Source organism: Bradyrhizobium sp. NBAIM01, assembly GCF_020194115.1.
Classification (GTDB): Bacteria; Pseudomonadota; Alphaproteobacteria; order Rhizobiales; family Xanthobacteraceae; genus Bradyrhizobium; species Bradyrhizobium yuanmingense.
Window position 1 is genome coordinate 42,220 of the sequence record NZ_JADYVU010000001.1, and the last position, 13,879, is coordinate 56,098.

Sequence of the window (13,879 nt, forward strand, 5' to 3'; positions counted from 1 at the left end):
CCCGCTCACGCCGCCTTCGACACCAAGGCCTCGCTCTCGACGAACTCCGTCCCGATCAGATAATCGCGGCAGCCGCGCAACGACCGCAGGGCGCGGTTGAAGTCGATGCCGGTCGAGACCAGGGCATGCAGCGTTGCCGGATTGCGCACGATGCCGCGCAGCACGGCTCCGAGGTCGATCTGGCCGTTCGGCTTGATCGCGGCGCGGGCCAGCGCCGGCAGCGCGCGGTGGGCGGGGTCGCTGATGACGCGGACGGCGGCGAAGGGCAGCCCGGCGTCGGCGGCGTAGGCCGCGGCGATGTGGCTTTCCATGTCGACCGCGGCGGCCCCCGTCTCGGAGTGCAGGGCCGCCTTGCAGGAGCGCTTCGTGACCACTTCCTCGGCACCGGCGAGACTACCGCGCACGACGCGGCGGCGGCCGGACGTCAGGCGATCGATCAGATCGTCGCCGAGCGACAGGCCGGCGGCCCAGCGGGTGTCGCCGGAGAGCACCTCGGTCGCCAGCACGACGTCGCCGGAGCGCAAGCTCGGATCGAGCCCGCCGGCCACGCCGAACGAGATCACACCGCGAATCGTCTCAGGATCCACCACCGTCAGAAGCGCCCGCAACTGGGTCGGGCTGCTGGATGAACAGATGACCGCCATTCCGGGCCCAGCCGCGATGCGGGCCTCCTGAACCAATCCGGTCACAATCAGTATCGGCCGCGGGTCGATGGCCTGACCCGCGGTAACATAGTCCCCCGTCCCCAAAGTCACATTCCGACCCCTACCACCCTGCTGTTGGTGTTCCGCAAGTTCCGATACCGCGCCAACGCCCACAGCGGAAAGAACTTTGGGTAACCATGATAACGTAGATAGAACACGCGGGGGAAGCCTGTGGCGGTGTACCGCTGCTCGTCCCACAGTCCTTTTTTGTCTTGTGTTGCAATCAGGTACTCCACCCCGCGGGCAACGGCCGGGTGATCAACCTCGCCTGCCGCCATCAGGGCAAGCAAGGCCCATGCCGTTTGCGAGGCGGTCGAGGGGGCGGCCTCCCAGCCCTTGTAGTCGAGCCGGTAGCTGACGGCGTCCTCGCCCCAGCCGCCGTCGTCGTTCTGGATCGAGGTCAGCCAGGCCGCCGCCTTGCGGATCATGGGGTCCTTGTGGTCGACGCCGGCCATGTTGAGGGCGCACAGCACCGACCAGGTTCCATAGATGAAGTTCATACCCCAGCGGCCGTACCAGGACCCCTCCGGGTGCTGGGTCTTCCGCAGATAGGCGACCCCGGCGGCCACCTGCTTGCTGGTCTTGGCGGTCTCACCGAGCTGGGCCAGCATCGAGATGCATCGCGCCGTGACGTCCTCAGTCGGCGGATCGAGCAGCGCGCCATGGTCCGAGAACGGGATGTTGTTGAGGTAATATTCGAGGTTGTTGACGTCGAAGGCGGCCCAGCCACCGTCGTCGCTCTGCATGCCCTCGATCCACTCCCGGCCGCGGGCGATCGCGTCGTCATAGCCGGCCGCACCGTGCTCCCGGCGCATGCGGTCCATCGACATCACCACGACGGCGGTGTCGTCGAGATCGGGGTAATGGGCATTGTTGTATTGGAAGGCCCAGCCGCCCGGGCGCACGTCGGGCCGCTTCACCGCCCAGTCGCCCTTCACCTCGAGCTCCTGCCTCGGGATCAGCCAGTCGAGGCCCTGCTTGGCGGCCGGCACCGCCTTGTCACCGCCGGCCTCCAGCAACGCATGCGCGGTGAGCGTCGTGTCCCACACCGGAGAGACGCAGGGCTGGCAATAGGCTTCGTCGTCCTTGATGACGAGCAACTTGTCGATGCCCCGGCGCGTGATCGCGCGTGGCGGGAAGTTCTCGTCCTTGCCGAGGGCGTCGTACATCATGACGATGTTGGCCATGGGCGGGTAGATCGCGCCCATGCCGTCCTCGCCGTTGAGCCGTTCCTCGGTGAAGGCGAGCGCGGCGTCGATCGCGCGCTTGCGCAGACTCTTCGGAAACAGCGGCTCGATCACGCGCAGGATCGCATCGAGCGAACGAAACAACAGAAACCAGGCCATGCTCTGGTGCGGCGCCTTGGCGGTCATGCCGATCGAGCGCGGATCCTGCAGGAACAATTCGTCGATGCCGACGCCCTTCGGATTCCTCGCGCGCGGCTTCAGCGCGGCGATCACCATCAGCGGCACCATCGTGGTGCGCGCCCAGTAGGAGATCTTGTTGAGGTGGAACGGCGACCAGAACGGCAGCAATACGATCTCGATCGGCAGCACCGGCACCGCGCGCCAGGTCACGACGCCGAAGGTTGCGAGCAGGAAGCGGGTGAAGACGTTGCTGTTGATCGCGCCGCCGCGGGCATGGATTGCCTCGCGCGCCCGCACCATATGCGGCGCGTCGATGGAGTCGCCGATCATCTTCAGCGCGAAGTACGCCTTCACGCTGGCGCTCATGTCGAACTCGCCGTCATGCACCAGCGGCCAGCCGCCATGGGTACCCTGGATGCGGCGCAGATAGTTGCCGATCTTGGCCTCGAGCACGGTGTCGACGGGCTCGGCGAGATAATGGCGCAGCAGAACGTATTCGGCCGGAATCGTGCAGTCGGCCTCGAGCTCGAACACCCAATGGCCGTCGGCTTGCTGGAAGCCGAGGAGGCCCTGGGTGGCCGACGCAATGCTCGATTCCAAAGCTTCGCGGCTGGTCGCGGTCACGGAATCCATGTCGCTCGATTGCTCCGATAGTCGATTGAAAGTTGACCGGGAGAATTGCCCGTCGGGCCGCCTTTCAGGATCCTTTGGCGGCCAGAACCAGATCGGCGGCGCGGTCACCCGACCGGACCGATCCCTCGATGGTTGCTGGCAATCCCGTAGCAGTCCAGTCGCCGGCGAGGAACAGGTTTTTCAGCGCAGTGACCGGCCCGGGACGCAGGGCGTTCTGGGCCGGCGTCGCCGCAAATGTGGCGCGGCGCTCGCGCACGATCTGCCAAGGAGGCAGCTCACCGGAGACACCGCCCGCCTCGCAGACCTCGTTCCAGATCGTCTGCGCCAGTTCCTCGCGCGGCATGTCGACCAGGCGGTCGCCATTGCTGATGGTCACCGAGAGCCGGTTCGGGAACGCGAACAGCCATTCCACCACGCCGCCGATCACGCCGAGGATGGGCGCCGAGCCCGGCGGCGGTGTGATGCGGAAATGCGCATTGACGATGGCGCGGAATTCGGTCGGCGTCTTCAGCCCCGGCAGCAGGCTAGCGGCCGCGCGCGGCGGCACCGCCATCACGACGACATCGCCCGCACCGAGCTGGATCAAATCCTCGCCGCCGAAATTCAGCGCGGTCACTTTGCCGTCCGTGCTGACGAACGAGCGCAGCTCGTGGCCGAGCTGAACGCTGTGACCACGCTCCTGCAGAAACTTCACGGCGGGTTCGATCAGAACCGCGCTGAGACCGTCGCGCGCGATCAGCGGACGGCAGGCCTGCCCGCCCGCAAGCAGCGTCTCCCGCACGATCGCGCCGGCGAGCCCGGCCGAGCCCTCGGGCGGATCGACGTTGAGAGCTGCCAGCAGCAGCGGCTGCACCAGGCGCTGATAGAGGATGCCCTCGGTCGGAATCGACTTGCCGACCAGCGTCTCCTCCGACGCCCAGATCAGTGGCGCCAGCTTGAGATAATCGGAAAGGCCGGTGTCGGGCACGCGGCGGCTTTCGTCGAGCACCCAGGTCGGCCACCGGCCATCGCCGAGATCGATCTGCCAGCGCTGCCCGGTTTTGACATCGACGAACGGAAATTGCGCCCGCTCGGGGCCGACCAGGCCCGCCTCGGTGCCGATCGCGCGCGCATAGGCGCGCGCATGGCTGTTGCCCGACAGCAGCAGATGATTGCCGTTGTCGATGGTGAGATTGGTGGCGCCGTCGAAATAGGACCGGCAGCGGCCGCCGGCCTGGTGCGTCGCCTCGTGCACGGCGACCTTGAAGCCGGCATTGGCGAGCCGCACGGCGGCGGAGAGGCCGGAAATTCCAGCGCCGATGATGTGAGCTGTGTTTTGCATCAGATGAAAGCGTAACGGAGCAGGATCAGGATGCGCGTGATCTTCGACACACGCACCGGCTCGCGCGGCGCGGAGAAGCCGCGCGCGATCAGGAGGTCCAGAATGGAATGGTAGTATTTCGACATGATCCGCGGCGCGCGCACGGCGCGGCGCCTGTTGCGGTTCATGATCTCGTCCGACTTCTCGAAGTGCACCTTGGCGCGCTGCGCCAGCGGCATGCAGACCTTCGGCAGCGCGCGCTCGGCGATCACGCGGTTCGGATCATCAGAGGTGATGCCGGCATGCAGCAGCGCCTCGCGCGGCAGATAGAGCCGGCCAAGGCCGGCGTCCTCGTCGATGTCGCGCAGGATGTTGGTGAGCTGCAGCGCGCGGCCGAGGTGGTGCGCGAGCAGGATGCCGTCTTCCTCGGGCATGCCGAACACGCGCACCGACAGCCGCCCCACGGCGCTGGCGACGCGGTCGCAATACAGATCCAGCGTCGCCATGTCGGGCGCACGGATGTCCTGCGGCACGTCCATCTCCATGCCGTCGACGATGGCGAGGAAATCCTCGCGCTTGAGCCCGAAGGTCTTCACCGAGGCGACGTAGTCCTTCAGCCGCGGCGGCGGATGGCCCTGATAGAGCGCGTCAATATCGTTGCGCCATTCCTGAAGTGCGGCGAGCCGCTCGTCGCGCGGGCCGTCGGAATCGGCGATGTCGTCGACCTGGCGGCAGAAGCTGTAGATCTGAAACATCGCTTCGCGCTGATCACGCGGCAGGATGCGCATCGCGGCATAGAACGAGCTGCCGGATGCGGTCGAGCCGTAATTGGCGCCGGGCGTGGTCGCCTCAAGCGTCATGGGCAGTCCCCGGTCTGGAAATGGCCTTGCGACGGATCGCACGGCGGCCAACTTCGCCGATGATCCCGGCGAGGCTGAAGGCGAGCAGCTCGAATTTGTTCAGATGTACGCGCTCCCGCAAGGGATCGCGTACCTTGAGCAAGCGCACGATGCGGTCGGCATAGGCCTGGATGACGGAGACGTCGACGCCGAGACGGAAATCCCGGATCTCGGCTGCGAGCGACCTGCCCTCTCCGAGCAGCGCCTCGTTGCGTGCGGCGAGGGACTGCAGGCAGGCCAGCATCGCCGGCGGCGACTGCGCGAGACCGAGCTGCTCGACGGTGGCGCCGTGTGCTGCCAGCGCATCGCGCGGCAGATAGACGCGGTTGAGCTCGCGATAATCCTTGCCGCAATCCTGCAGGTGATTGTTGATCTGAAGGCCCGCGCAGAGCGCGTCCGAGGCGGCCCATGTCGAGGTGCTCTCGCCGTGAACGTCGAGCATGAAGCGGCCGACCGGCATCGCCGAGTAGCGGCAATAATGGATGACCTCGTCCCAGGTCTCATAGCGGAGCTTGGTCACGTCCATGCGGAAGGCGATCAGCACGTCGAGCGCATGACGTGGCGCCATGCCGCGCTCGGCCAGCGCGCGGCGCAAGCTGACGGCCTCAGGCTGGGTGTCACCCTTGCCGAGCAGTTCCGCCTCGAGCAGATCGAGATAAGCGAGCTTCTGGTCGGGGGGGAGCGTGGCGTGATCGGCGATGTCGTCCGCGGTGCGGACGAAATTGTAATAGGCCAGGATCAGGGCGCGATGACGCGGATGAATGATCCAGGACGCGACGGGAAAATTCTCGTCGCGGTCACCCTTGCCGGATCGCAATTCGCTCGCAGAGGTCATCGAGGGCTGGTTTACAATCGTTTGGACAGGAAGGGCTTTTTCGCTCGGGCGGGCTCACGCCGGCGACGCCGCCGCGGCCCCCATATAGGGGAATACGGCCGCAAAACCAATCCTGTCCGTCGATGGCTGCCCCTTCGAATTGGGCCCGGAAAAGCGGCCGAGGGCCGCCTTTCTAGGCCAATGGCCGAGTTTATTGATTGTGGTTCTTCAGCACCTGGTCGCAGGCCTGCGAGATCTTGGCCCGGTTCTCCTTGAGGCAGGCCAGGATGGTGAAATCGCCCTGGTCGATGACCGGGCGGCAGAACTTCTGCACATCGCGGGTGCAGGCCTTCTGCTCGGCGTCCGTGCCACGCCCTTGTTGGGCGAACGCTGCCGTCGAAAGGGAGGCCGACAGCAGGGTGAGAGCGACGAGAAGATTGCGCATTGTATTCCTTCATTCTGACGGCAGAATCGCACCGATCCCGGACTGCGCAGGGCGGATGGCCGGAACGGATTGGTTCTGATGGCAAGTCGCCGCTTGTAGCGGCCTCAGGGAAGGCACAAGCACTGGCAAATGCGGCCAAATTGGCGCCGCCCCACCGAATCAGGTCTTCCCCGCGCCTTCATTGACAGATGTAAGGGCTTGATACTACATCGCAATTCGGGAGCATTGCGCTTTAATGCAGACCTGTTGCCGCGCTGCATCTCTTCGCCCGTCCTCGGCTGCCGGAAACATGACGAAGCGCGGCAAATCGCGGCCCCTGGAAGCACGGCGCGGCCGCGTGAACCGCCGTCTCTGGCCGCCGGGCTTTGAACCTGCGACTTGCTCGGAGCACTAAACTTTCGATGTGGCGAGACGTTCTCGATCGAAGCGAACGTCGTTCCAAAGCGGGATATTCGAGATGACATTCTTTTGGCGATCTGGACTGGCAATCAAGGCGGCCGGCATTGGGGCGGCGCTGCTCTTCTCGGTATCGGCAAGTCACGCTCAGTCGTCCGGACCGTTTGCCGGTTTCGACGGCGCGTGGACCGGAACCGGCACGGTGTCGCTGTCCGACGGCTCCACCGAGCGCATTCGCTGCAAAGCGGACTATAAGGTCGCCGGCAGCGGCCTCAACCTGAAGCAGGCGCTGAGCTGCGCCTCCGACAGCTACAAGTTCAACCTCACCAGCGACGTGACGAGCCAGGGCGACCGCATCTCCGGCAACTGGAGCGAGTCCAGCCGCAACATCTTCGGCAATCTCCAGGGCACCGCCGGCGGCGGCCAGATCGAGGTCTTCGTCGAGGCCAACGGCTTTGCCGCCAACCTGTCGCTGCGCACCAACGGCACCAAGCAGACGGTGCAGATCTCGTCCAAGGGCGAGATCCGCGGCGTCAACATCACGATGACGAAGGGCTGAAGGCCTTTCGCACGCAATGAGGAACATGCCCCCGGTTCTCGCGAGCCGGGGGCTTTTTGCTGACACGAACTGACCGGCTGGATTTGCTGAGATGGACCCGATCCGCAGACATCTGCTGAAGGCCGCCGGGCTCTTCGTGGCCAGCCGCGCCTTCGCCAGCGATCAGCAGGGAGCGAACATGCAGCCTTCGTCCGTGAAGCCGCGTCACGTGCTCTGCTTCCTCGGCAAGAATGAAAGCCTGCTGCATCCGCCCAAGGCGGTGGCGAAGACGATCGCCGATTTCGGCTTCGAGATCGACCGCACCTATTCGCAAGCCAAACCCGATCCGCACATGGAGCGCTCTTTCGGTGTGTGCTGGGACCGCGTCTTTCCGAAAGCGTGGTCCGAGGCGGACGAAATGGCCGTACTCAATCACAAAGCGGTCCTCTACGTGCTGAGCCCGCCGATGGAGCAGCACAAGACGGTCGCCTATTCAGCTGCCGCCTTGCGAATTGTCGAGGAGATGATCGAGGCCGGCGCCACGGCCGTGAAAGGAGAAAGCGCGGGCGTTGCCCACGGACTCACGCGATGGCGGCAACTGGCCCAGGAGTGCAAGGCCGCCGCGAACCCGAGCCAGGGCCTTGCCGTCACGGCAGCCATGGCCCGGACCTGCCGCCTCGCCTTCGCCAAGCGTCCGCTTGCCGGCGACACCTACAACGAAAGCGTCGGCTTCCACCTCGTCGGACTGCCGGAAATCTATGTCGCGCGATCGCGCGGCAGCGACCGGAACGCAGCGAAGCTGATGGACGAGATCGCGGACGCAATGGCCGAGCGCGGCATCGAGGCAACGCTGCGCGACCGCAAGCTCGCGCTGTCGCGGGAGCAGGACTACGCCGAGGGCGATTTCAAGTTCAATCCCTATGGAATCGTCCGCGTCGAGGCGTGAGCCGAACCGCGCCGGATCAGTCCTTTCGCGCGATGCATTCGCAGCGGCATCGGAAATAGACCGCGTCCGGATCGCGTTCCCAGGCCTCCCAGCCGGCAAGCGCGGCCCGGATCTCATCGTCTGTCGCGAGCCGCCTGGCCACGAGTTGCGGTCCGAGCCCCAGCAGGCTCCGCTGCGCATCGGCAACGGCCTCGCTGCGGCTCTGCGCATCGGCACTGTGGTTGACGTAGCTCGCACCGGCCCAGACCGGCGCGAAGCCGTGGGCTCGGAGGATGGAGCCCTGCCGGCGCCCGAAGCGAAGCGCCTCCGGATCCTCGTGCTGGTACCAGCGTTGCCAAAGATCGAGCGCGAGCCGCACGCCGTCGATTTCAGGGTGAAGAACGTTGCCGCCGACGTCGGCATCGCGCGTTGCGACGAGGCCGCCCGGCTTCAGCACACGTCGCGCTTCGGCCAGCGTTCGCGCCAATATCTCCTGGCTCTGATGGTAGAGAACCGCGTGAAAGAACACGGCATCGAACGTTCCATCGTCGAACGGCAGCGCCGTCATGTCGGCTTCGACAAAGGCCAGATTGGTCGAGCCCGCCGCCGACACGAGCCGATTGGCGGCGGTAATGGCCGTCGGCTCGATATCGAGGCCGACGGCCCTTTCGACGTGCCCCGCCAGCGCTGCCGTAATGGTGCCGGGCCCGCAGCCGGCGTCGAGCAGGGTCATACCCGATGTCAGGAACGGGACGAAAAAGGCGGCTGAATCGCCGCCTCGCTTCTGCTGAAACGCCACGATCGCGCCGTCGTGCTGCATGATTCGTCCCCGACCGGAACTCCGGCGCAGTCATTCAGACTGCGCCGATTCCATGTCCGGTGGATGAAGCCCCTCAGATCGCCGGCTTGTCCGCGCCATGCAGCTTGGCGTGCAGATTGATCAGCCACATCGCCGTCGGCCGGAGGATGAAGAGATCAGCGACCAATGCCATCACCATCGAGAAGGCGCTGAGCCAGCCGAACAGACGCAGCGATGGCAGGTCGGAGAACACGGTGACGACGAGGCCGCAGGCGAGCACCACCGTGGTCAGGATCAGCGCAGGTCCCACCAGCACGGTGGCCCGCTCCACCGCGAGCGCCGAGCCGACACCCGGCTTGTTCTCCAGCCGCAGGCGGTTGAGGAAGTGGATGGTAGCGGAAAGGCCGAGGCCGAACGAGACCGTGAGCGCAACGACGCTGGCGAATTGCAGCCCCTCGCCCATCGCCCACAGCACCGTGCCCGACATCACCACCGGGAAGATGCCCGGCAGGATGCAGGCGAGTGTCACCACCCAGGAGCGGAAGGCGAGGCCGATGAAGATCGCGACCAGCGCGAATTCGATCGTGAGGCCGTGGTTCAGCTTCTCGATCATGTTGGCCGAGTTACGCGCGGCGATGGCGGCGAGACCCGTCACGGCGATCTCATAGCCCGGATGCTTCTTGCGGACGGCGTCGAGCTCCGAATCGAGCTTGTCGACGATCGGCAGGAGCTGGCTGGAATCCTTGTCCGGCACGCGGCCGGCCACCACGACAGCGTCCTGCTCGGCGTCGATGAAGCGGCGCACCAGGTGCTCGGGGATGACGCTGACATATTCCTTCAGCGTCGCGACGTCGGCACTGCCGGCCTTTTCCGCCAGCCAGCGGCGCAGCGTCTCCAGCGACCACACGTTGCCGACCCCTGCGGACTTCTCGACTGTCGCGTGCACCTCGGCGATGGTCTGGAGCGTCTGCGGCGAATAAAGCGATTCACCCTTCGGGAACACGATCAGCACGTTGACGGGATTGGCGCCGGTCAGCTTGGCGTCTAACCGGTCGCTGGCGGCAACCGCCTGGCGCTTGTCCGGCACCTGGTCGGCGAGCCGGTAGCGCGGCTCCAGATTGGCATAGATGACGCCGAGGCCGCCGACGAACAGCACCGCCAGCAGGCTGAACAGGCCGGGCCGGCCGACCATGCGCACCGCAATCCAGTAGCAGAAATTGCGCAGCGCCTGTACGCCGGCATCAGCGCCCTGGAACTTGACTGCAAAGACCTTCTCGTTGCGCACGAACAGGACGCCGAAGACAGGCACCAGCGACAGCACCGCGACCAGCGCGATGATGGTGGCGGCAAGGCCCGCCTCGCCGAACTTGCGGATCAGATCGGAATCGGAGAATTGCAGCGCGATGAAGGAGATGCCGGCGGTGCCATGCGTCAGCACGCAGGCCGGACCCACCACCAGCACCGCGTTCTTGAACGCGGTGAACTTGTCCTGGCCCGCGATCAGCCTATCGCGCGCGGCGAAGGTCAGCTGCATCGAGTCGGAGAAGCTGATCACCATGATGAGCGGCGTCATCACGTTCAGGAACATGTTGAGGTTGAAATTGGCCCAGCCGAGCGCGCCTAGCGCCAGCAGGATAGCGATCATCGGCGGGAATGCCGCCGCGATCATGAACGAGATCTTGCGGAAGAAGATGATGGCGATGATGCAGCCGGCGAGGATGCCGAGGATGTTGTAGGTCAGTCCGTCGCGCTCAACCGCGTTGCGGATCTCGAGCTGCATCACCGGGACGCCGGAGAGCTGCACGTTGAGGCCGGTGTCCCCGAGCGTCTCCTTCATCAGCGCACGGATGTCGGCGACGGTCTTGGTCAACTTGTTGGAAGCGACCACCTCCGGATCGAGCGACAGCACGACCAGCGCCAATGTGCCGTCCTCCGACAGCAGCTTGCCGCGGATGATCTCGTTGTTCTTGACGGTCTCGATGAACTTGTCATAGGCCGCGCCCTCCGGTAGCTCGGGCGGGAACAGGGCCGCCGGCAGCTTGCCGGGGGCCGGCGCCTGGCGCGCCGAGAACAGCGAGACCAGCCCGCGCGTGCCTTCGACCAGCTGCAGGTCGGTGACGAAGTCGCGCAGCTTCTCGAGGTTACTGCGTTCCAGGAGGGTCTTGCCCTCGACCACGACGAGTACATCGAACTCTTCGGCCGGGAACTTCTTGGTCACCTCTTCATATTGTTTGAATTCGCGGGTGTCGGAGCGGAACAGCTGCGACAGCGAATCGTCGATCTTGATCCGGTAGATGCCGAACACCGCGCCGACGATCAGCGCGAGCAGGACGATGCAGGAGACGATCGGGGCCCGAACGGCGATCAGCCCGAGACGCTCCAGCCCGAAGGCGATGGAGGACGTAGATCCCTGCTCGACCTTGTCGACATGAACCTCACTCTCGCTGTGCTTTTCGAGCATGCCTTGTCCAGTTCCTAAATCGGCTCGGGCTGTGAGCTTATCGGGCCGCGCGAACGGCTTGAAAACGCCATACCAATGGGAGGCTTGCCCTTTGAAAACGCGCGGAAAATCGCCGGCAGCGGTTTAGCAGGTCAATAGGTCTTTTCGCAAGCAGGCCAAGCCCGGCCGAATCGATCGAAAAGCGGCGATCCGAGCCTGGAATGACCGTCATCCCGGCGAGGATGTGCCAATCTGGCGCGGCGCGCGGTCCGCACTCTCGTCCTTCAGCGCCACGCCGGTGATCTCCCGGGCCAGCCCCTCGCGGACCAGCCAGGCGATCTTGAACGCCGCCTCCTCGTGGCTCAACCCGGCGTGGTGGATGTTGGAGACGCAATTGCGCTCGGCATCGATGCGGCCGGGCCTCGGCGCAAAGGTCAGATAGGCGCCGAGGCTGTCGGGCGCGGACAGGCCGGGCCGCTCGCCGATCAGCATCACGACCATGCGCGCACCGAGAATAGCGCCGATCTCGTCGCCGAGCGCGACGCGCGCGCCCGATGCGACGACGACATGGCGAACCGCGACAGCATCCCCCTGCGCAAGCGATTGCAACAGGCGCCTTGCCACGATCGCCGCATGGCTATGGACCGCCGCCGCGGACAGGCCGTCTCCGATCACGACCGCGAGCTGGCACGGCGCCGAGATGCTTCGTGCCAGACGCTGAGCCGAGCCGGGGTCGAGCTGTCGTCCCAGATCCGGCCGCCGCAGATAGTCGCCACGATCGACCGCCCGGCTCCTGACCTCGGTCACCGCAACACCGAGTGCGTCGAGATCGGCGATGAGACGCGGCGTGTCGAAGGCCGCATGCACAGCATCGCGCGCGCGGGCATGGTCCAGCGTGAAATCGAGCAACGCTCTCGTCGGCAGGCTCGCGCCGCTGCGCCCCAGCGCGACGCGCGCAGGCGTAAACGAGCGCAAATCGAGGGTCGGACGGCGCGGCAGGGCCGGGTCAGACATGTGGCATCATTCGGCGGGCACGGCGGCCTCGCGCAGCCGGATCGAATAGTTCGAGGCGTTCTGCTTGCCGCTGGAGGCCGCGCGCGCAAAGGTGATGAGATGGTGCGCGACCAGCGTGCAGCCGATCAGGCCTTCGATGTCGCCGCGCTTGATGCGGCCCAGCGCGAACTTCCAGAACACGCGCCTATAATCGCCGAGCACGCCGACCTTCCAGAAGATGTTGCGCAGTATGACGAGGCCGCGCCGGATGCTGCGCCAGGTCTTCATCTCGTCCGGCACCGGTACCTTGAGCCGGTTCACATAGACGTGGTCGCATTGGTGCTGATAGCGCGCGTAGACCTTGTCGGGCGCGTAAGCGACTGCCATGGCGTGCTTCCAGGACGCGACGACCTCGTCATAGGGCAGCAGGAAGTCGACGTTGGAATCGCGGCCATCGTCCTCGACCAGCCGCCCCTCGCGCTCAAGCCGGTCCCATAGCGGCGTCTTCGGCAGCGCCTGCAGCAGATTGATGGTGAGCAGCGGAATCCGGGACTCCTCGACGAAGGCGAGCAGCGCCTCCGAGGTGTTCGGCTTGTCGGTGTCGAGCCCCATGATGATGCCCGAGACCACCTCCATGCCATAGGAGTTAATGGTGCGCACGCCCTCCAGGATCGGGACCATCATGTTGTGGTCCTTCTGCATCGCCTTCAACGCGTCGGGATCCGGCGTCTCGATGCCGCAGAAGATGGTGATGAAATAGGCCTCGCGCATCTTCTCGAGGATCTCGGGGCGTTTGGCGATGTTGAGCGTGGCCTCGCAAGCGAGCCGCACCACGTAGCCGGTCCGCTTCTGCCACTCGATCAGGTGCGGCAGCAGGTCCATGGCCGCCTTGCGGTTGCCGATGAAATTGTCGTCGACGAAATAGACCGTGTCGGTCATGCCGCATTCGCGCAGGCGGTCGAGCTCGGCGATGATCTGCTGCGGCGTCTTGATGCGCGGATTGCGGCCGTAAAGGCCGGGGATGTCGCAGAACTCGCACTGGTAGGGACAGCCGCTGGAATATTGGATGCTGCCGAGGAAGTACTTCTTCACGTCGGCGAGCTCGTAGGCCGGGATCGGAAACTCCGTCATCGGCACGCGGTCCTTGGTCGTGAGCACGACCTGCTGTTCGGGCCGCGAGGTGCCGCGCGACAGGATCTCGATCAGCTGGTTGGTGGCATCGCCGAGCTCGCCGACATGCAGATAATCGAAGGACGGGTAATAGTCGGGACAGGCGCTGACAGAAGGCCCGCCGAGCGCGACCGGCAGATCGAACTCATGGGCGCGGCGGCAGATGTCGTTCATCTGCTGGCGCTGGATGTGCATGCCGCTGACGAAGACGGCTTCCGCCCATTCGAACTCCTCCCTCGTCGTGCGGCGCAGGTTCTCGTCGACGAATTTGACCTGCCATTCCTTCGGAAGGTAGGCGGAGATCAGCAGCAGCCCTTGCGGCGGCATGAAGGCGCGGACGCCATCGGTCAGGGGATAGGAATGCTCGAACGTGCCGAAGGACGAGGTGTAGCGCGGAAACACGCAGAGAATCCGCCGGGACGTTCCGTTACTTTCAGCTCGCATCAAAGCTCCCCC

The 13,879-nt window shown here is 65.4% G+C and carries 12 protein-coding genes; 2 read left to right on the plus strand and 10 right to left on the minus strand.

Features of this window, described 5'->3' with window-relative positions:
• Nucleotides 1-5: 5 nt before the first annotated feature.
• The 6 genes from I6F31_RS00170 to I6F31_RS00195 all read right to left on the minus strand — a co-directional run bounded on the left by I6F31_RS00170 (nucleotide 6) and on the right by I6F31_RS00195 (nucleotide 6,162).
• A complete protein-coding gene (locus I6F31_RS00170) occupies nucleotides 6-755 on the minus strand; it encodes a phosphorylase (protein ID WP_036006088.1) in 750 nt (249 codons plus the stop codon).
• The gene (shc, locus tag I6F31_RS00175) at nucleotides 752-2,704 is read right to left on the minus strand and encodes a squalene--hopene cyclase (RefSeq protein WP_036023097.1); all 1,953 of its coding nucleotides are present in this window, start codon (nucleotides 2,702-2,704) and stop codon (nucleotides 752-754) included. The genes I6F31_RS00170 and shc overlap by 4 nt, the downstream gene beginning before the upstream one ends.
• Before the next feature lie 64 nt (nucleotides 2,705-2,768).
• Complete coding sequence (gene hpnE / locus I6F31_RS00180; protein ID WP_225145162.1) at nucleotides 2,769-4,025, minus strand: hydroxysqualene dehydroxylase HpnE; 1,257 nt, start codon at nucleotides 4,023-4,025, stop codon at nucleotides 2,769-2,771.
• On the minus strand, nucleotides 4,025-4,864 hold the full coding sequence (hpnD, locus tag I6F31_RS00185) for a presqualene diphosphate synthase HpnD (protein ID WP_225146042.1): 840 nt from the start codon (nucleotides 4,862-4,864) through the stop codon (nucleotides 4,025-4,027). The genes hpnE and hpnD overlap by 1 nt, the downstream gene beginning before the upstream one ends.
• Nucleotides 4,854-5,738, minus strand: coding sequence for a squalene synthase HpnC (gene hpnC / locus I6F31_RS00190; protein ID WP_036023092.1), 885 nt, complete (start codon nucleotides 5,736-5,738; stop codon nucleotides 4,854-4,856). Before hpnC ends, hpnD begins: the two co-directional genes overlap by 11 nt.
• 190 nt (nucleotides 5,739-5,928) lie before the next feature.
• Entirely contained in the window at nucleotides 5,929-6,162 is a 234-nt protein-coding gene (locus tag I6F31_RS00195) for a hypothetical protein (RefSeq protein WP_025035011.1), read from the minus strand.
• A gap of 457 nt (nucleotides 6,163-6,619) precedes the next feature.
• Here I6F31_RS00195 and I6F31_RS00200 point away from each other — a divergent pair, with 457 nt between their 5' ends.
• Nucleotides 6,620-7,117 (plus strand): hypothetical protein, encoded by a 498-nt coding sequence (locus I6F31_RS00200; protein WP_036042873.1) that lies wholly within the window; start codon nucleotides 6,620-6,622, stop codon nucleotides 7,115-7,117.
• 91 nt (nucleotides 7,118-7,208) lie between these two features.
• Nucleotides 7,209-8,042 carry a hypothetical protein gene (locus tag I6F31_RS00205; RefSeq protein WP_225146043.1) on the plus strand — a complete coding sequence of 278 codons (834 nt, stop codon included), beginning with the start codon at nucleotides 7,209-7,211 and terminating at the stop codon, nucleotides 8,040-8,042.
• Nucleotides 8,043-8,058: 16 nt separating this feature from the next.
• Here I6F31_RS00205 and I6F31_RS00210 read toward each other — a convergent pair whose 3' ends face one another.
• The 4 genes from I6F31_RS00210 to I6F31_RS00225 all read right to left on the minus strand — a co-directional run bounded on the left by I6F31_RS00210 (nucleotide 8,059) and on the right by I6F31_RS00225 (nucleotide 13,867).
• Nucleotides 8,059-8,841 (minus strand): class I SAM-dependent methyltransferase, encoded by a 783-nt coding sequence (locus I6F31_RS00210; RefSeq protein WP_225146044.1) that lies wholly within the window; start codon nucleotides 8,839-8,841, stop codon nucleotides 8,059-8,061.
• 73 nt (nucleotides 8,842-8,914) lie between these two features.
• Complete coding sequence (locus tag I6F31_RS00215) at nucleotides 8,915-11,281, minus strand: MMPL family transporter (RefSeq protein ID WP_225146045.1); 2,367 nt, start codon at nucleotides 11,279-11,281, stop codon at nucleotides 8,915-8,917.
• Between the two features lie 207 nt (nucleotides 11,282-11,488).
• Complete coding sequence (eutC, locus tag I6F31_RS00220) at nucleotides 11,489-12,274, minus strand: ethanolamine ammonia-lyase subunit EutC (RefSeq protein WP_225184505.1); 786 nt, start codon at nucleotides 12,272-12,274, stop codon at nucleotides 11,489-11,491.
• A 6-nt stretch (nucleotides 12,275-12,280) separates the two neighbouring features.
• Nucleotides 12,281-13,867, minus strand: coding sequence for a B12-binding domain-containing radical SAM protein (locus tag I6F31_RS00225; RefSeq protein WP_036023085.1), 1,587 nt, complete (start codon nucleotides 13,865-13,867; stop codon nucleotides 12,281-12,283).
• Between the last annotated feature and the right edge of the window lie 12 nt (nucleotides 13,868-13,879).